General features: G+C 34.7%; 18 protein-coding genes. 10 read left to right on the forward strand and 8 right to left on the reverse strand.

Annotated features, from left to right (window positions below; all coding sequences use genetic code 11):
• The first annotated feature begins 5 nt into the window (after positions 1-5).
• Together WN948_RS05165 and WN948_RS05170 are read left to right on the forward strand one after the other, a co-directional pair.
• Positions 6-935 (forward strand): UDP-glucuronic acid decarboxylase family protein, encoded by a 930-nt coding sequence (locus tag WN948_RS05165; protein WP_342305935.1) that lies wholly within the window; start codon positions 6-8, stop codon positions 933-935.
• Between the two features lie 85 nt (positions 936-1,020).
• The gene (locus WN948_RS05170) at positions 1,021-2,496 is read left to right on the forward strand and encodes a flippase (RefSeq protein WP_342305936.1); all 1,476 of its coding nucleotides are present in this window, start codon (positions 1,021-1,023) and stop codon (positions 2,494-2,496) included.
• Between the two features lie 42 nt (positions 2,497-2,538).
• Here WN948_RS05170 and WN948_RS05175 read toward each other — a convergent pair whose 3' ends face one another.
• The 3 genes from WN948_RS05175 to WN948_RS05185 all read right to left on the reverse strand — a co-directional run bounded on the left by WN948_RS05175 (position 2,539) and on the right by WN948_RS05185 (position 4,658).
• On the reverse strand, positions 2,539-3,210 hold the full coding sequence (locus WN948_RS05175; RefSeq protein WP_342305937.1) for a cyclase family protein: 672 nt from the start codon (positions 3,208-3,210) through the stop codon (positions 2,539-2,541).
• On the reverse strand, positions 3,204-3,863 hold the full coding sequence (locus WN948_RS05180) for an HAD-IA family hydrolase (RefSeq protein WP_342305938.1): 660 nt from the start codon (positions 3,861-3,863) through the stop codon (positions 3,204-3,206). Before WN948_RS05180 ends, WN948_RS05175 begins: the two co-directional genes overlap by 7 nt.
• A gap of 112 nt (positions 3,864-3,975) precedes the next feature.
• Positions 3,976-4,658, reverse strand: a protein-coding gene (locus WN948_RS05185) for an IS1 family transposase (protein ID WP_342303728.1) whose coding sequence is annotated in 2 segments (ribosomal slippage) — positions 3,976-4,329 and positions 4,332-4,658 — 681 coding nt in all. Because the reading frame shifts where the segments join, the coding sequence is not laid out codon by codon here.
• A gap of 178 nt (positions 4,659-4,836) precedes the next feature.
• Between WN948_RS05185 and WN948_RS05190 the strand changes: the two genes are divergently transcribed.
• From WN948_RS05190 to WN948_RS05220, 7 genes are all read left to right on the forward strand, one after another.
• Positions 4,837-6,258: a hypothetical protein gene (locus tag WN948_RS05190; protein ID WP_342305939.1), complete on the forward strand. Its 1,422-nt coding sequence runs from the start codon at positions 4,837-4,839 to the stop codon at positions 6,256-6,258.
• A gap of 75 nt (positions 6,259-6,333) precedes the next feature.
• Positions 6,334-7,104 (forward strand): glucose-1-phosphate cytidylyltransferase, encoded by a 771-nt coding sequence (gene rfbF / locus WN948_RS05195; protein WP_342305940.1) that lies wholly within the window; start codon positions 6,334-6,336, stop codon positions 7,102-7,104.
• A gap of 11 nt (positions 7,105-7,115) precedes the next feature.
• A complete protein-coding gene (locus WN948_RS05200; RefSeq protein ID WP_342305941.1) occupies positions 7,116-8,138 on the forward strand; it encodes an SDR family oxidoreductase in 1,023 nt (340 codons plus the stop codon).
• Positions 8,139-8,155: 17 nt separating this feature from the next.
• Complete coding sequence (locus tag WN948_RS05205) at positions 8,156-8,605, forward strand: dTDP-4-dehydrorhamnose 3,5-epimerase family protein (RefSeq protein ID WP_342305942.1); 450 nt, start codon at positions 8,156-8,158, stop codon at positions 8,603-8,605.
• 43 nt (positions 8,606-8,648) lie between these two features.
• The gene (locus WN948_RS05210; RefSeq protein ID WP_342305943.1) at positions 8,649-9,557 is read left to right on the forward strand and encodes an SDR family oxidoreductase; all 909 of its coding nucleotides are present in this window, start codon (positions 8,649-8,651) and stop codon (positions 9,555-9,557) included.
• A complete protein-coding gene (rfbH, locus tag WN948_RS05215; protein WP_342305944.1) occupies positions 9,529-10,851 on the forward strand; it encodes a lipopolysaccharide biosynthesis protein RfbH in 1,323 nt (440 codons plus the stop codon). Before WN948_RS05210 ends, rfbH begins: the two co-directional genes overlap by 29 nt.
• 72 nt (positions 10,852-10,923) lie before the next feature.
• Positions 10,924-11,880 carry a glycosyltransferase family A protein gene (locus WN948_RS05220; protein ID WP_342305945.1) on the forward strand — a complete coding sequence of 319 codons (957 nt, stop codon included), beginning with the start codon at positions 10,924-10,926 and terminating at the stop codon, positions 11,878-11,880.
• Between the two features lie 186 nt (positions 11,881-12,066).
• Here the strand turns inward: WN948_RS05220 and WN948_RS05225 are convergent, their stop codons facing one another.
• Positions 12,067-12,915 carry a hypothetical protein gene (locus tag WN948_RS05225; protein ID WP_342305946.1) on the reverse strand — a complete coding sequence of 283 codons (849 nt, stop codon included), beginning with the start codon at positions 12,913-12,915 and terminating at the stop codon, positions 12,067-12,069.
• 76 nt (positions 12,916-12,991) lie between these two features.
• Positions 12,992-13,684, reverse strand: a complete 693-nt coding sequence (locus WN948_RS05230) for an acylneuraminate cytidylyltransferase family protein (RefSeq protein ID WP_342305947.1) — start codon at positions 13,682-13,684, stop codon at positions 12,992-12,994.
• 262 nt (positions 13,685-13,946) lie between these two features.
• Between WN948_RS05230 and WN948_RS05235 the strand changes: the two genes are divergently transcribed.
• A complete protein-coding gene (locus tag WN948_RS05235) occupies positions 13,947-15,437 on the forward strand; it encodes a radical SAM protein (protein ID WP_342305948.1) in 1,491 nt (496 codons plus the stop codon).
• Between the two features lie 62 nt (positions 15,438-15,499).
• On the opposite strand, the gene WN948_RS05240 is transcribed toward WN948_RS05235, so the two are convergent.
• The 3 genes from WN948_RS05240 to WN948_RS05250 are packed head-to-tail and all read right to left on the reverse strand — an operon-like array spanning position 15,500 to position 18,097.
• On the reverse strand, positions 15,500-16,282 hold the full coding sequence (locus tag WN948_RS05240) for an aldolase/citrate lyase family protein (protein WP_342305949.1): 783 nt from the start codon (positions 16,280-16,282) through the stop codon (positions 15,500-15,502).
• Complete coding sequence (locus WN948_RS05245; RefSeq protein ID WP_342305950.1) at positions 16,269-17,177, reverse strand: NAD(P)-dependent oxidoreductase; 909 nt, start codon at positions 17,175-17,177, stop codon at positions 16,269-16,271. The genes WN948_RS05240 and WN948_RS05245 overlap by 14 nt, the downstream gene beginning before the upstream one ends.
• Positions 17,174-18,097: an NAD(P)-dependent oxidoreductase gene (locus WN948_RS05250; RefSeq protein ID WP_342305951.1), complete on the reverse strand. Its 924-nt coding sequence runs from the start codon at positions 18,095-18,097 to the stop codon at positions 17,174-17,176. The genes WN948_RS05245 and WN948_RS05250 overlap by 4 nt, the downstream gene beginning before the upstream one ends.
• Positions 18,098-18,215 lie beyond the last annotated feature (118 nt).

Consider the following 18,215-nt stretch of genomic DNA (forward strand, 5'->3'; position numbering starts at 1 on the left):
ATAACATGAGATCAATAGTAACTGGTGGTGCAGGTTTTTTAGGGTCACATTTATGTGACTTTTTGCTTGAGAAAGGTAACGAAGTCATTTGCATAGATAATCTTGTGACAGGAAATACAAAAAATATAGATCATATGACCTCAGATAAATTCACATATTTAAAACATGACATTACTAAACCAATATATTTTGGAGACGAGATAGATTACATATTCCATCTTGCAAGTCCTGCATCTCCTGTTGATTACCTCGAATTGCCAATTCAAACACTTAAAGTTGGATCTTTGGGCACTTACAACATGCTTGGACTTGCAAAGGAAAAAAAAGCAAGGTTGTTAATTGCTTCTACTTCTGAAGTCTACGGAGATCCATTGGTTAACCCACAACCTGAAACATACTGGGGAAACGTAAATCCAATTGGGCCAAGAGGAGTATACGATGAAGCAAAAAGATATGCTGAAGCGATAACAATGGCTTATCACAGATATCATGGCATTGATACGAGGATCGTTCGTATATTCAATACTTATGGACCACGTATGCGTGCAAACGATGGAAGGGTCGTTCCTAATTTCATAAATCAGGCTCTGAAAGGTGAGGATATCACGGTATACGGAGATGGCTCACAGACACGCTCTTTCTGCTATGTTTCGGATCTCATAGAGGGCATATACAGATTGATGATGTCGGACTTTAATGAGCCTGTAAATATTGGAAATCCTTCGGAAATGTCTATATTGGATTTTGCAAAATCAGTTATTGAAATAACAGAATCCCATTCAGAGATTATTTTTGAAAGTTTGCCAGTCGATGATCCTAAAGTAAGGAGACCTGATATCACACAGGCAAAGAAGGTATTGGAATGGGAACCAAAAGTTGATTTAATCAATGGGCTTTCAAAAACAGTGCAGTATTTCATGGAACAAATAGATTGATAATTACTTTGGGACGTACTTTTACAATCCAAAATACTTGTTCGTAGTATACTGATAATTGAATCAATGCAATAAAAGCAAAGATATGTTTCTAAATAAAATATATTCTATGATTCTAGGTATCGGAGAAGTTCAAAGACAGAGCATAGCAGCTTTTTTAAGTCAGATTTCCTTTACAATGATGGGATTTTTTAGTACAATGTACTTCGCCCATACAGTAGGAGCAAGCATTCTTGGAGGGTATTTTCTTTTCATTGCATATTATGGAATAATTAATATGATAACAGATGGTGGGCTAGGTGGAGCAGCAATAAAAAGAATTAGTGAAGGAGATGAACAGAATGCTTACTTCACTACTTTTTTTGTTCTGCGCTGCCTTTTTGTAACCATCGTAATATCTTTATTAATAGCTTTTAGAGAGAGTTTTATAGAATTCAATGAAGCAGGAACATTTAATTGGCTTATACTTGCGCTGCTGGTATCACTATTCCACGGTTTAGTAACAAACGGTATATCTGGAAATGGAAAAGTAGGTATATATGCAGTAAGCAACTTCATGAATAATGCATCAAGAATTGCTATCCAAGTAATAGGAATATTTCTTGGATATGGTGTTGCCGGACTAACAGGAGGTTTTATTGCAGGCTTGCTAGTTTCCACGGTGATAGCATTGCGTTTTTTAGATTTAGGATTTTCACCGTTTAAATGGGTTCACATTAAAAGGTTAACAGCATTTTCTTTCTGGTTATTTTTAACTTCAACTGGAGTACTACTTTATTCCCAGACAGATACAATTATGATTGGATATTTTATGGATAACTTTGATGTAGGAGTCTACAGAGTTGTGTTCCAATTCACAACTTTGGCAACAATTGCAACAACCGCTTTCAGGTTGACCTTGTGGCCGAAAGTTAGCAAATGGAGTAAAAAAGATGAAAATGGACTAATTGAGGAATCTTTATCCAAAGCATGTACTTATTCGCTTACAATAGCAATTCCCATATTTGCAGGAGGTATTTTACTTGGAGACCAATTACTATACTTTTTCTATGGTCAGGACTTTGCAAGTGGGTACTATACATTTGTAATATTACTTTTCGTTCAAATAGTCAATATTTACCAATTCTTCTTTACGATGTACCTAGGAGCGCAGGACCGACAGAAAGATTCATTCAAAGTAACTGCTGCAGCTGCCATTACTAATGTGTTGTTAAATTTCATATTAATACCCATAATTGGAATATTAGGAGCTGCCATTGCAACTCTATTTACTATGGGATTAAACGCTCTTTTAGCCCGGAAAATTTTATCAAAAATGATTACAATCAAAATTGAATATGATAGTTTGCTAAATACCTTGAAAGCTGCTACAGTTATGGCATTGTTAATAGGAGTATATCGTGCAATAATCCCATTATCCAATATTTGGATTACATTGATACCAGTGTTTTTGGGAGGAGCTACATACAGTATTTTAGTATTGAAATTTGATCATAAAATAAATGAGGAGTTAAAAGGTATATTGGGACAAATGAACATACCATGGCCATCCTGGTTATAACACAACCAACTAACAACAGTATCAATTAATTCCATACAATTTTCAGTAGTCAGTTTCCAGCAAAGCAATCACAGGAGTAGCATCAATTTTGGAAACAACCCAAGGATAAAGACGTAAAACAATACTATTTTCTACTATTTCAGGGTTTGAGAGATCCATGTCTTCAATCAATAATATAGGAGACTTATTGCACAGGAATGATTTGTGGGCAATATGACCCTCTGCCCTATGAGATGGATTTGAAATGGAAATTGTATCTAGCCCCACTATTTTTAGATTCGGACATGTTTCCCTCAAATAAACTGGGACTTCTGGATGCACCCATGGATGAGATTGACTATACACATCAGGCTGTGATATTCTGTATTCATAAAACCCAGTTCTAAGCAAGAGTGCTTCCGCATTTGCAATTTGTTCTGAAAATAGCAATAGATCATCTGCAGAAATGTATGAGCCAGGTGATTTTGGAAGATCAATGCAAACCACAGGAGAATATACATTTTCTGTTTTCAGCATATCGGCAACTGAAGGACCTTTATCACAAAAATGTAATGGTGCATCAACATGGGTTCCAGAATGATTACTAAAAGATAATAAACTTGTATTTGCAGAATCATTGTTTGCCATTGATCTTACCCTATCAAACACGATATCAGGAGAGCCCGGGTACAAAGGACAATCTTTTGTCAGGGAGTAGGATATGCATGTTAGCAATACAACTCCTCCAGATAGGAACTCAATTCAACAAGATCAGAAACAACGAGCTCAACATTACCCATTTCAGAAAAAATATCTTCATCAGTAGGATTTACCCGTCCAATAAAACGTACACCTGTTTGTTTTGCTGCCTTATAGTCATTTAAGGCATCCCCTACAAAAATAGTATGGCTTGTTGAACTGTTATTGTTGATCATTATTTCTTCAATACATTCGGATTTTGTTCTGGGAGAACCGTAAATACCTTTGAAATACTGCATTATGTTCCGATGGAGAATAATATCCTCCAGTTCTGCAACCGGTGTCGCGGAAACTATAAATAAAGATGTTAGTGATGACCAGGATTCTAAGAATTCTAATGCACCACAAACAAATTCAGCTTGCAATACACCCTCAAAAACAAGCTCATAGAAACGGTTGCACAAAAAATCATATTGTTCATCAGGTAATGGTTCTTTTAGAATATTCTTGTAAAAGTATCTGAATTTATCAAACCTTGACATACCACCGTTATGCATATGAAAATCAACTATTTCATCCACATGATCAGGTACAAACTGGAATAAAGTCTCGAAAGCATGAGTTTTTACATCTACAGATTCCAGAATTACACCGTCAAAATCAAGCATAATTATTGGAATATTATTCATTTTCACCATATTTCATTCAATTAGAGATTATTCTTTAAAAACATCACTATTTATAGCTGATTTTGATTAAAATGTGCTACTATAGATATTTAAATAAGAATAGTAGGCATTGTTAATTAAACATAGCTAGTTCTTTATTCCTATATTTCATCAAGAGCAAAACGGAGATTTTTAGCATTTCAAGACTTTTAGTATAACACTTTGACTTTCTCCTTAGTCTTGCCAGGAAATGCCTAAATATGCTGTTGTATCCTTCAACAGTATATGTTTCTGCTTTTGATCGAGTATGGATGTTTCTGGGGACTAACTTGGCATATGCCCTCCAATAATCCGTCATTACTTCCCCAACCTCTTTTGTCTTTAACTTTTTCCAGAGTTTTTGTCCTGTTTTTGTTCCTCTGCTGCCAAAAGAGCAATCGATGAATTTCTTCCCATATCTATCAACAGCAATCCATATCCAGCAGTAGTTTTTTTATTCCCAATATAAGTATGCATCTCGTCCAATTCCACAACAGAAATCTCATTTTCACTTTTTAGATCCTCTAATTCACTACCAAATTTTCGAATCCATTTTTGAACAGAAACATGACTAACGCCCAAAAAACGTCCAATTGAACGAAATCCCAACCCCTCCAGATAGAGTTGTAAAGCCTGTCGCTTAACAGATACGGGGCTAGCGGTGGATTTTATATCTACTGAATAGTTGTATCCACAATCATGGCATTTGTAGCGTTGTCGACCATCAATCCTACCGTTCTTCTTATGACTGGAACTCTTACACTTTGGACAATTCATATATAAAAAGAGGCCATCATATTATATAACGATGTTTAATTACCAAAGCCGAATAGTAAAATAGTTAAGCATAGCAAAAGGTTCTATATTAAATCATATATATTGAATGAAACACAAAACATGTAAGATTCTAATAAAATCAACGTGACCTTTTAATCATTCCTTGAGGAAGTTGAAAATGGAAAAGAAAAATATAATGTTCATTGTACACCATAATAACGACTTTGATCATTTTCTACCACTTATTATACACTTAAAAGAAAAAAAGAACATGGAATGTAAAATTGTTGCATTTTATACTGAGAATGAAATTCTGAAAAACAAATTACACAAACATATTTGCAATTTGCATGGCATTAAATTTAGCTCCATGATTGACATATCATATTTAAAAAAGTTAAATCGAGCCATAAATAAAATGTATAGGTATGTTATATTTAAAAGAGGGTTATCCAATCCCAGTGGAAGAAAGACACCTAATTTAAAGAGGAAACATGCAAAAAACAGCAATTATAAAGTGGTTCAATCAGTCGTATTCAATCTATTAGATTTTATTTTAATCAGGTACCTGGTATTATATTCTATATTTTTACTTTCAGACAAAAAGATGAGAGAATATATTGGTAAGAATAACACCGATATTGCTGTCATTGATCACAGAAAAATCGAAAAAATGTTTTTAAATTCAGGTCCATTGAAACGGTTTTATTATGTGTATAAAGGAAAAGTGGACCCAATGGATCTTGTTCTTTTCAGATTTGCAAAAGCTGCCAAAGACCTAAATATCCCTATTTTCATGGTACCCCACGGGACACAGCCTATTTTAATACCCGATGGAGATAACAATAAATTAGAAAATCCATTCAATCCTGACTTTTTAGTTGTTTCTTCGGAAAATGACCTGATAGTTCATCGCTTCATGCAAAGCACAAAATCAACACTCTTTTTAGGAGATCCAAGATTTGACATCGATTGGATAAATTATTTAGAAAAATGTGCTTTAGCAGTTTATAAAGATATTGTTAAAAAACCAGAAGATAAAACTGTTTTACTTTATCTCATAGACAATGCCGTTTATTCCCAAGATAAAGAGTATAAATTAAAACTCCATGAAGATATAATATCAGTAGTGAATGACATAGATAAAATAGAAATATGGATCAAACATCACCCTAGGCATGTATTTGAAATCAATCTTGGTGCTATTGTTAAAGATAACTTGAAGGAAAACATAAAACAATTTGGGAATAGTGTCGATACGAATATTTTAATTTACAATGCAGATATATGTATTTCTACAGGGTCTACAACTTTAATTGCTCCTGTTTTGCAAAAGAAACCAGTTATTCTTTATAAAAGATGGAAGGAAATACATGATGCTCCAACTATTTATGATTGCCTTAATTTTAATGCTTCCTCTAAAGAAGAATTAGTTGAAAAATGCAAAAGGGTAATTAATGGAGAATATAATGTCGAAGAATCTGTTTTAGAAGGATTTTACAGAAATGTTTTTACTGGAAATTACTTGTATGAAAACATGACTGAAAAATACGGGAATGCAATTGAAGAGATAATTTCTAACAACACTAAAACTGTGTGATGATTTTCTATAAGAAAATAAACTATCATAAATGCAAAATAATACGTTCAGATTTAACAGAATGAGAGTAATATCATGAAAGTAGTCATCCTCTGCGGAGGTCTTGGAACCCGCTTGAAAGAAGAGACAGAGTATCGCCCGAAACCAATGGTAAAGATTGGAAAAGAACCGATACTTCTGCACATAATGAGAAAGTATAGTCATTATGGATTTAAAGATTTCATCTTATGTCTTGGATACAAAGGAGAAGTCATCAAAGAATATTTTTATAATTATGAAATACTCAACAATGATTTCACTATCGAATTAGGAAAACACAATAAAATAACCACCCATGATTCCCACAATGAAATCGGATGGAAAGTTACGTTGGTGGATACTGGGCAAAAAACACTAAAAGGTGCACGTTTAAAGAAAATAGAAAAATATGTCGATTCTGATATTTTCATGGTAACTTATGGAGATGGGGTTGCAGATGTCAACATCCGTGATCTAATTGACTTCCATCAAAAACATGGTAAAATTGCAACACTAACTGGAGTCATGCCACCTTCCAGATTTGGAACACTTGCTATAGATGGGGATAACGTGACAAATTTTAGCGAAAAACCTCAAACCACAGAAGGCCTGATAAATGGAGGTTTCTTCATCTTCAATAAGAAAATATTTAGTTATCTGACAGAAGAAGATTCATGTGACCTTGAGATAGGAGTTTTAGATAAACTAGCTGACGAAGGGGAATTAATGGTATATAGACATTCTGGGAACTGGGTATGCATGGATACAGTAAGAGATATGGAATATTTGAATGAACTGTGGGATACAGGTAAAGCATTCTGGAAATAGGAGTTAATAAAATGAAAGTTATGGTTACAGGACATAATGGATACATTGGATCCGTACTTTGTGAAATGTTGATTAAAGAAGGATATAGTGTTGTTGGATTTGACACGAATTATTATTCAGAATGCACACTATTTGACTACAAAAATGATATTGAGGAAATCAATAAAGATATCAGAGATGTAGATGCAAATGATCTTAAAGAAATTGATGCTATAATACATTTAGCTGCATTATCGAATGATCCTATGGGAGCCCTTGATGAAAAACTTACCGAAGATATAAACTATCGTTCAACCATAAAACTTGCTGAAACTGCCAAAAAAGTGGGGGTCAGAAGATTTTTGTACTCATCCTCATGCAGTATGTATGGTGTTGCTGATGGAAAAGCACTGAATGAGAGCTCACCGTTAAATCCTGTAACAGCCTATGCAAAATCAAAAGTTGATTCGGAATTGTCACTAGCAAAAATAGCAGATGATAAGTTCTCACCTGTGTACTTAAGAAACAGTACTGCATATGGTTTGTCTCCTAAAATGCGTTTTGACCTTGTTCTGAACAACTTTGTCGGATGGGCGTACACAACAAGCTCTATCAAAATAATGAGTGATGGAACACCATGGCGGCCATTAGCCCATATAAGGGACATATCAGCTGCCTTTATAGCGGCCCTTGATGCCCCAATTGAAAATATCCATAATCAAGCATTCAATGTGGGAAGCAATTCAGAAAACTACCAGATAAAAGATGTTGCAGAAATTGTAAAGAAGATTGTACCTAATTGCGAAATAACCTACACCAATGAGCATGGTTCAGATTCTAGGACATACAATGTCAACTTTGATAAAATAAAGGAACACATGCCAAGCTTTAAGCCAGAATGGAATGTGAAAAAAGGAGCAAAGGAAATCTATGATGCTCTTCGCAAGAATGAAGTCTCTTTTGAAGAATTTAATGGAGACAAATATACAAGGCTAAAGACACTAAAGAAGCTTATGGAATCTAACAGAATAGAAGAAAAATTATACTGGACATAATGAGGGGGAGAATGACTATGATAGAAGGTGTTGAAGTAATACCACTGAGAAAAATACCTGATGAACGTGGAAAAATAATGCATATGCTAAGAGTTGATGACAAGCATTTCGAGAAATTTGGGGAGATTTATTTTTCTATGGCATATCCAAGTGTAATAAAAGGATGGCATTTACACACACAAATGACTCTTAACTACGCAGTAATACAAGGGATGATTAAGCTTGTTCTTTTTGATCAAAGAGAGAATTCTGAAACAAAAGGATTATTGCAAGAATTATTTATTGGAGAAGATAACTACTGCCTTGTTAAAATTCCACCAGGTATTGCGAATGGTTACAAAGTATACGGAACTGAGTCAGCAATAGTCGCTAATTGTGCTTCCCACCCACATGACCCTGAAGAAATGATCCGAATCGATCCATTTTCAAAGGAAATGCCTTACAATTGGGATTTAGTCCACAAATAATATCATTATTTAAATGTCACTATATCAACAGGAGTTTGATAAGATGAAAGTTCTGATAATTGGAGCTTCCGGTTTAGTAGGAAATACTATTTACAATGAATTTTCAAAAAATTCCAAATACGAAGTCTATGGAACTTATTATTCATATGAATGTGATAATTTGTTTTATTTGGATATGACAAATAAATCAGACGTAGACACAATAATAAATAGTGTGAACCCCGACATAATAATTCATCCTGCAGCTAATCCTAATGTCGAATATTGTGAGCAAAATCCAGAAGAGACATGGAATGTTAATGTCGAAGGGAGTCGAAATCTGATAGAAGCTGCTAAAAATAATGAATCAAAATTCATCTTTTTTTCTTCAGATTATGTATTCGATGGTAATAATGGACCATACACAGAAACAGACCTCCCGAATCCCATTAATGAATATGGAAAACAAAAATTAGCAGTTGAGAAACTTATTGAAGAAATACTTACTGATTTCCTGATAATAAGAATTACTGTAGTATATGGATGGGAACATCGTGGGAAAAATTTTACAATGGGCCTTATAGAAAAACTAAAAAATGGAAAAGGAATGAATGTCCCTCACGACCAGTTAGGCTCACCAACCTATGTAAATAATATGGTACAAGCCGTTAAAATACTCATTGAGAACGATAAAAAAGGAATGTACAATGTTGTGGGAACTGATACAATTGATAGATATCGTTTTGCACAGAATGTGGCAAAAGTGTTTGATCTTGATGAAAGCCTCTTAACTCCAATAAGCACAGATAACCTTTCCCAGAAAGCTAAGAGGCCCCTGAAAGCAGGAATGAAAGTAGATAAGATACAAAAAGAACTTTCAGTAAACTTAATGAGTGTAATCGAAGGATTAGAAGCTATGAAACAGAATAGAATGGAGGGACAATATGAAAACTCAGGAACAAATTCAAAATGATATTTTTCAACTGGTCAAAGAACTATATGAACTGAAAGAAATTGAAAAAAAACCTTTCGTAAAAGGTGAATCTTATATTCCTTATGCAGGAAGAGTCTATGATGAGAGAGAAGTCATATCCCTTGTAGATTCATCACTTGAATTCTGGCTTACATCTGGAAGATATGCTGCCAAATTTGAGAAGGAATTTGCTGATTTTTTAGGTGTTAAGCATTGCATGCTAACTAATTCCGGTTCATCTGCTAATCTTCTTGCAATCTCTGCACTTACATCACCAAAACTTCGTGAAAAAAGATTGAAACCTGATGATGAGGTAATTACCGTTGCTGCAGCATTCCCAACCACCGTTAATCCCATTGTACAGAATGGTCTTGTACCTGTCTTTGTTGATGTGGAGTTGGGGACCTACAACATCCAGGTAGAGAAAATCGAAGCTGCCATATCTGATAAAACCCGCGCAATTTTCATTGCACATACACTTGGTAATCCATTTGACATAAAAGCAGTAATGGAAATTGCGGAAAAATATGACTTGTGGATCATAGAAGATAACTGTGATGCACTTGGTTCAAAGTACAATGGACAGTACACAGGAACCTTTGGACATATTGCCACATTCAGTTTTTATCCACCTCACCACATGACCATGGGAGAAGGTGGAGCACTGGTAACCAACAACACCCAATTAAAACGGCTTATAGAATCATTCAGAGACTGGGGACGTGACTGTTGGTGCGGATCTGGATGTGACAATAGCTGTGGAAAACGTTTTGAGTGGCAATTGGGTGATTTACCTTATGGGTATGATCACAAATTTATATATTCACATATCGGTTACAATTTGAAAATTACAGACATGCAGGCATCGATTGGAGTAGAGCAACTTAAGAAGCTCCCAACTTTTATCGAAGCACGAAAAAATAACTTCAGAATGTTATATGATGGATTAAAAAAATATGATAATCACTTCATATTGCCGTTAGTCAAACCAGAGGCAGATCCAAGCTGGTTTGGGTTCTTGATTACGGTTCGTGAAGATGCAGGATTTACCAAAAACGATATTGTGAAGTATCTTGAAGAAAACAAAATTGCAACTCGGATGTTGTTTGCAGGGAATGTTACAAAACATCCTTGTTTTGAAAATGTTAAATATCGGGTTTATAGGAATCTTGTAAATACGGACCGTGTTATGAATGATACGTTTTGGATTGGAGTGTATCCAGGGTTAACGGATGAGATGATTAGTTATGTGCTAACGGTATTTGATGACTATATAAGTAATAGACCAAAATAATGCTACTCGAATATTTACTTTACAAAGCATAAAACATTTCATTCAAGCAATGCTATTACATAGGAGATAAATATGGATCAGAATTGCTCACCCAAAATATCAATTTGTATTCCAACATTAAATCGTATGGATTATCTTAAAGTTGCAATTAAATCTTGCTTATCACAAACATATCACAATTTTGAAATAGTGATTTCAGATAATAACTCTGATGATAGTACAGAACAGATGGTTAGTTCGTTTTCCGACAGCCGTATTAAGTATGTAAAACATGGCCAACGTGTACCACTGGTTGCAAACTTGAATAGATGCATCGAGCAAGCATCCGGTGATTTCCTAACTTTTTTGTGTGATGATGATTATTTAGATAAACAATATCTTGAGGAGCTATCTAACTTGTTATATCTAAATCCTACAGCTGAATTAGCCCAATGTGGGTGCAAATATGTAGATGCTGCCGGGGTTACCAAAGAAGTATATGAAGACGTCCCTCCTCAAAGAAACAGTGTGGACCTGTTATATAATATCGTAGAAATGCACAATTCTGTAGGGCTTGTTAGAAATTTATGCCGTAGAGAGATATTTGTAAAAGTGGGTGGGTTTGTTGATCTTGGAATACCAACTGGTTTTTATTCCGATACTGTTTCTTTTACAAAAGTAGCACTTGAAGGAAAAATTGTAGTTGGCACTAAACTGCCTCTATATAACTTTCGATGGCATGATAAAAATGCTTCTGAAGCAATCGTAGGAGAATTGGAGGATTATCTATCACCTGTACCACAATTCAGATCTTTGTTAACTGATTTATTATTAAAACACCAATGTCAAATTGAAAAGTCAAAATTAGATGAATGGGAAATGAATTTGTATGCAGCTTGGGTACTACTCGACATAAAACCTCGCAGATCGAACATTTCCATGTGGAAACGTACCAAAAAACTACCAGCCTATTTTTACCTTATTAATAAATATATGGTACGCTCAAAGTATAGTCAGTTCTTGAAGTATACCATAAGCAAATTGATGTAATATTTTTTGAAAATTGGAGAGACAAACTAGAAAACAATAGCATTAGATGAGAATAGCTACAGTTCATTAAATATCAACATTACTTCAAATAATCTTCTGGTGTCTTTAATGCAAACGCAGGCACCTCAACATCTATTCTCCTCCCTTTTTTGGTATTTTCTCTAAACTGTTTATGATAACCTTCATTTAAAAAACGAGTATCATGCTCAATTTCTTTATCTGAGCGGAGGAATTTTGTATGGAAGTATATTGGTTCAACATAAGAATATCCCTACCAAGAATCAAATTTTTCATGCACTGCATCTGCTGGATAGGAAATAGAAAATAATTTTCCAGCATTTTCAACTGGACTATAGAAGACCGATATGAAACAATATCCAGAAGATACTTATTTCCAGCAAAATACAGATGTTTGTCAGCTTTATAAAAACGGGGATGACTACTGTGTATAGGAGACTTTTCTGATAAATACATGTAGTCTTCTGTCACTACATTGTATCCTGAAACCCGAATATGATCTTTAGAAAGAATAAACTCTTTGAATTCTTCTGTTGCAAATTCCGGCCTCAATATATGGTCAGCATCCCATTGAGGAGTAACATGAGATAATGTTGTCTTCGACATTCCAAAATTAGTTAAGTAGCTTATCGTATGAACAGATCCTCTTTTAAACTCAGGTGATACAAAAAGCTCAGACAGAGAATCTAGCTTTTGATGCATTTTATTTTTATAAATTGGTGCTTCTACCTGATCTAAGCTAAAAGGATAGTTGTAAATCTTTATTTTTGGAGATTTGAAGCTTCTTACAATTTCCTCAGTCCTGTCTCCTTCTATTTTTACAATAACTACGACTATTTCGTCAAACAGAGGAAGGCAACTTTCTATGCATGGACCAATCCATCTTTCATCGCCGAAACATCTTATTACAGCAGACAGACCTTTTTTTCGGTTTTTATACCAGTTACGATCTATGTTAAACTCTTTGTATCCTTCTATGTTTTCTGTAATCATTCGATAATTCTCAAAAGCCATCATTTAAAACTCACACCCTGTCATATCGCATGTAGACAAATATACCAATTACAACTAATAGAATACAATATATTATCAATTATTGTTTCCTTTCATTTGTGAGAAAATTGTATACAGCCTCGGCAATAACAAAATCTTCAGGCTCATCGATGTCTATACTTTCAATTTTCGGAATATCTACAAAAAGAGGGTTTTTCCCAACACGTTTTTTATCATTCATAAAATTCTCAATTGAAATTATATAAAAATTAGAATTATCCTCGTATAAAGGAATCATATCCTGTGAAGGAAGCATAATATTGGGATCATGATTAACAGGATTTTTATTGTGGTCGTAGAACCGTGTTTGATATTTTGTCACACCCATAACTGAATCAAAACCATTTTTCAATCCTTCAAAATAGGACTTTATTGCATTATCTATGGTACCTGACTTAAGAAGTGGATTAGTCGCATGTGTTTGCAAAAAATGGCTGGTTTTGACATGTTTAAGGTCATGATCAATTATAGAAGTCATTGGTACTTTGTCACCCAATAAATAATCAGGACGTTCAAGTATAAGTACATCAGGAAAGTTTTCTTCTATTAAAGACATAATTTTATGGCTGTCAGTGTCCACAAGAATCTGACTTACCTGATCCGCAGACTCCAGGCTTCTCAGTATGTGGAAAAATAGAGGGTCTTTCCCAAAAGTCCTTGTATTCTTAGATGGCACACGTTCACTATGCCCTTTCATCGGCAGCAGTGCAGTTATAGAGTAATCATTACGCATTTGTAATCACTTTTGTGAATAATTGTTTTTAAAATCCAGCATTTATAGTCTATTCATTTGTCTATATGAATCTCATTATAAAACCGCACCGATATTAGTAGCTTCACTTAAATAATATGACCTAACAAATAAATATTTATCCACGCCTGTGGTATCAACAGACTATTTAAATATACTAAAAAGAATATACCGGTAACAATCTGAGTTAAATAGACATGCCATAATAAATAAACTGTTCTTAAAGACAAATTACGTGATTATCATGACAAATTACAATAAAGATGATTTTCGGATACTTTTTGTATATCCAAATGTGATGCTGCAGAACATGATGCCAATAAATCTATCACTTCTGTCAGCCTGCCTGAAAGAAGCAGGATTTAATAATGTGAAATTATTCGATACCACTCTTTATAGGACTCAGGAAAAAAGCGGTGACGAGATAAGAGCAGAATTCTTGCAATTACGTAAATGGAATATGGATGAAGTAGGAATACAAATCAAAGAGACAGATGTTTATGATGATTTTGAAAAAGTTATCGACAGCTACAAACCCCACCTTATTGCTGTCACAATGACCGAAGTAACATACGAAATTGCTTTAAGACTGTTGGAAAAAATAAAAGATTTAAAGATACCAACGTTTGCTGGAGGAGCATACCCTTCCTTTTCTCCAGAAGATGTACTTGCCAATGACTGCATAGATATGGTTTGTGTAGGTGAAGGCGAAAAATCAATGGTAGAATTATGCGAGAAATTATCTCAGGGAAAAGACATCTCAGATATTCCGAATATATGGTTGAAGTCTGAAAAAGGAATAGTAAAGAACAAAATGAGAGAACTGGTAAATCTTGATGAACTACCATTCCTAGATTTTACCATATATGAAGAACAAAGATTCTACAGACCTAACCGTGGAAAACTCTTCAAAACACTCCCTATTGAGATTAGCAGAGGTTGTCCCTATAACTGCACATTTTGTTGTGCATCATCATACAGAAAAATGTATGACAACAACTATCTAAGATTTAAGGATGTATCAATAGTATTTGATGAGCTGAAACATCAAAAAGAGAAGTATGGTCTTGAATTTGTCTACTTTACATCTGAATCTTTTCTTTCAATGCCGGAAAAAAAACTGAGAGAGTTTATGGAAAAATACAAGGAAATAGATCTCCCATTTTTCTTCCAGACAAGGCCAGAATCGATTACTTATGATAGACTGAAAATACTGGAAGGTTTTGATTTCCGTTTAAGTATAGGAATTGAAAGTGGAAACGAAAAAATACGTCGTGAAGTACTTAACAGAAAAGTGTCAAATGAAACTATCAAAAAAGCCACAGGTATTTTGAATGACTTGGACATCAAATACGGTACAAATAACATGATTGGAATCCCCGGAGAAACAAGGGATGATATATTTGACACAATCAATCTGAACAGGGAATGTGAAGCAAAGGATTTGAATATTTTTATTTTCACCCCGTTTAGAGGAACAAAACTACACACTGTATGTGTTGAAGAAGGCTATATTCCAGCAGACCACATCACACAAGAACATTCAATGATGTCCTCTTTAAAAATGCCACACATTAGCAGTGAAGATCTACATGGATTGTTGAGAACTTTCCCACTATATGTTAAAATGCCAAAGGATAAGTGGCCATTAATCAAAAAAGCAGAAAAGTTTGATGATGAAGGAAACCGCATATACGAAGAGTTATCAGACGTGTACAGAGAACATTATATGTAAACATTTTAAAAAAAGTAGGAAGATCGGAAGTTCAATACAAATTATATTTTTGAACATCCATCTTAATTTCTTATTTTTTCCAGGTCACTTCGACATGTTTCAGCTAGGAACAATGAATCAAGACTGTAAGCTAAAAAGCGATAACCTTCGCCAATCTTATCTTTTAGTTGACTGGGTTCTGGTGGAACCACATGAAAACCAGATATTATGTTAATTTTCTTAGCTGCTTTTTTGACAATTTCAAGTGCTTCACAAACCTCTGGTTCGTTAAAATCTCCTGGCATTCCCAGAGATCCAGACAGATCATAGGGTCCAATGATAAAACCATCAACACCTTCTGTTAGCAGAATTTCCTCGATATTATTCACAGCATCTATGTGCTCTATCTGAACTATCACAATACTTTCTTTTTCAACCCATTCCTTATAGTTCTCAAAATCCACTCCATATCCCTGTGCCCTTGCAAGACCAACGCCGCGTGTACCCACAGGTGGATATTTTACTGCTTTCACAGCCGCTTCAGCATCTTTCGCAGAATTCACCATTGGTACAATAACACCATGTGAACCGGCGTCCATAACACGTTTAATGAGATTTGGATCATTACTTCCTACTCGGACAAGAGGCACACACCCAGACAATTCAATTACCTGAATTAGTTGCTGTGCCTCAGTTAACGTGATAGCACTATGTTCCATATCAACTGTCAGCCAATCAAATCCACTTTGAGCCATAATCTCAGCAATAGCAGGATGACCAAGTGTAATCCAGGAACCTATTGTCAAAGTATTGGTCTGTAATTTTTGCTTCAAACTCATATTACTATCTGTTTTAGTAGCCATCATTATTTTCAATCTCCATCTGTACCTCTTTCAGACAATCGAGTATCCCTTCATTAATATCGATATACGTTGACAAATTAACCCTGAGAGGAATATCTGGCTCAAAAGAATAAGGAGTTATTTTGTAATGACTGTTCTTGTCTTTGTTTTCAAATATAATTTTGATGTCACGACCAAGAATCTCCTGTATCATATTGAAGAATTCCTTATGTGACATTCGCTGGTGACCAGTAATTAATGCTGCCTTATTCTTAAAATTATCATTTATGGCAATGTTCACTGTTTCGCGGGCTGCATCGGCTATGTGAATATATTCACGTAAAGAATCAGGAGAACCATAATAAGTATACTCTTTGTTCAATAACAAATTTTTTAGGACACCATACAGGAAATTCCAGTTATTTGCTTCTCTTCCATACAAACTCCCATACCTGATAATACTAAAATTAAGATCAAACTCATGGGAATATGTCTTGCAAAGAGATTCACCTGTTTGTTTTGATATCCTATAGAATGATCCCCAGTTACCCCCCACATAAACAGAACTTGCAAAAATAAAACGATCTATTTTTTGCTTTCTTGCTGCTTCAAGGCAAATTGCAGTACCCATCACATTTACTTCCATTGTTTCAACAGGATGTTGTAATGCATCCTCCAGATTTGCAATGGCAGCTGTATGAAAAATAACATCACATCCTTTCATAGCAGCTTCCAATTTTTTACTATCAAGGATATTGCCTTTAACAAATGAAATTGATTCGGTTTTGCTCATTTCATCAACCAGAGAAGATTGATTAATATCGTAAACGATTGTTTCGATTCCCCTATTCGATAGTTCTCTGGCAATGTGATGCCCCAAAAAACCATTTCCACCCGTGACAAGTGCTTTTTTTATCATAGTTCCCTCAATGCATTGATTAAATTATTAATTGCTTCTTTTTCCATTTCTTGCCTTGATTCTATCGTATTGGATGCAACATGCGGAGTTGAGACTATTTGTGAATAAGCAAGTAAATTCCCAGAGTATGGTTCCACAGGAAATACATCTAACCCTGCGCCCCATACTACTCCTTCATCTATTGCCTTTGAAAGAGCTCTCTCATCTATAAGAGAACCACGTGATGTATTAATAATAATTGTGCCTTTCTTGCAATTACTAAATTCCTTGCTACCCATAAGAGGGGTTTCATCTGAAAGAGGAGGAGCGTGCAAGGTTACAATATCAACACACTGGAGGAGATTGTTTAATGAAGACATGCAAATCCACTTTGTGCTAAAATCATCTGGTAGGAAAGGATCATAATAATAAATCCTGCAACCCAACGCATCAAACATATCAGCAACTTTCCTGCCTACTCTACCAAGACCAACAATACCAACAGCACGACCAGAGAGCAACAAGCAGGATTCGATGGAAAAATCATTTTTCCTCATATTCTCATTGTAGATTGTTATTCGTTTAATAGCTGCAAAAGTTAATGCTAGAGTATGTTCTGCAACAGCCAATGATGGCGAATTTGGGGTATTTAAGATAGTAATACCATGTTCCCTAGCAGCCTCATGATCAATATTATCAACCCCAACACCTACACGGGAAATTACACGCAAATATGGCGAGGATTCAAATACACGTCTGGTAAATTTTTCAGTCCCTGCAACTACTCCATGAATTTTTGCAAGTATATTACATAATTCATCTTCAGTGAGTCTGACCCCTGAAGTATTTATGTATGTTGTTTCCCCTATATCATTTAAAGACGAGGATAGCAATTCAGTTGAAGAAAAAGAACGAATTGTTATTGCTACTTTTGCAGTCAATTTATATCATGCCTCAATTAGGAAAGAGATTTTATGATTTATTTAATGCTATAGATATATAAATGTACGGGATTCTAGCATATTTATTCATCGAATAATAAAAGTCAGAACCGAGCTT

The sequence above is a fragment of the Methanolobus sp. ZRKC5 genome (assembly GCF_038446525.1).
In the GTDB taxonomy this organism is placed as follows: Archaea; Halobacteriota; Methanosarcinia; order Methanosarcinales; family Methanosarcinaceae; genus Methanolobus.

Bases quoted from the DNA above. Each gene is read 5' to 3' on its own strand.
- WN948_RS05165 (WP_342305935.1), top strand. From the start codon at position 6: ATGAGATCAATAGTAACTGGTGGTGCAGGTTTTTTAGGGTCACATTTA.
- WN948_RS05170 (WP_342305936.1), top strand. From the start codon at position 1,021: ATGTTTCTAAATAAAATATATTCTATGATTCTAGGTATCGGAGAAGTT.
- WN948_RS05180 (WP_342305938.1), bottom strand. From the start codon at position 3,863: ATGAATAATATTCCAATAATTATGCTTGATTTTGACGGTGTAATTCTG.
- WN948_RS05190 (WP_342305939.1), top strand. From the start codon at position 4,837: ATGGAAAAGAAAAATATAATGTTCATTGTACACCATAATAACGACTTT.
- rfbF (WP_342305940.1), top strand. From the start codon at position 6,334: ATGAAAGTAGTCATCCTCTGCGGAGGTCTTGGAACCCGCTTGAAAGAA.
- WN948_RS05200 (WP_342305941.1), top strand. From the start codon at position 7,116: ATGAAAGTTATGGTTACAGGACATAATGGATACATTGGATCCGTACTT.
- WN948_RS05205 (WP_342305942.1), top strand. From the start codon at position 8,156: ATGATAGAAGGTGTTGAAGTAATACCACTGAGAAAAATACCTGATGAA.
- WN948_RS05210 (WP_342305943.1), top strand. From the start codon at position 8,649: ATGAAAGTTCTGATAATTGGAGCTTCCGGTTTAGTAGGAAATACTATT.
- rfbH (WP_342305944.1), top strand. From the start codon at position 9,529: ATGAAAACTCAGGAACAAATTCAAAATGATATTTTTCAACTGGTCAAA.
- WN948_RS05220 (WP_342305945.1), top strand. From the start codon at position 10,924: ATGGATCAGAATTGCTCACCCAAAATATCAATTTGTATTCCAACATTA.
- WN948_RS05225 (WP_342305946.1), bottom strand. From the start codon at position 12,915: ATGATGGCTTTTGAGAATTATCGAATGATTACAGAAAACATAGAAGGA.
- WN948_RS05230 (WP_342305947.1), bottom strand. From the start codon at position 13,684: ATGCGTAATGATTACTCTATAACTGCACTGCTGCCGATGAAAGGGCAT.
- WN948_RS05235 (WP_342305948.1), top strand. From the start codon at position 13,947: ATGACAAATTACAATAAAGATGATTTTCGGATACTTTTTGTATATCCA.
- WN948_RS05240 (WP_342305949.1), bottom strand. From the start codon at position 16,282: ATGATGGCTACTAAAACAGATAGTAATATGAGTTTGAAGCAAAAATTA.
- WN948_RS05245 (WP_342305950.1), bottom strand. From the start codon at position 17,177: ATGATAAAAAAAGCACTTGTCACGGGTGGAAATGGTTTTTTGGGGCAT.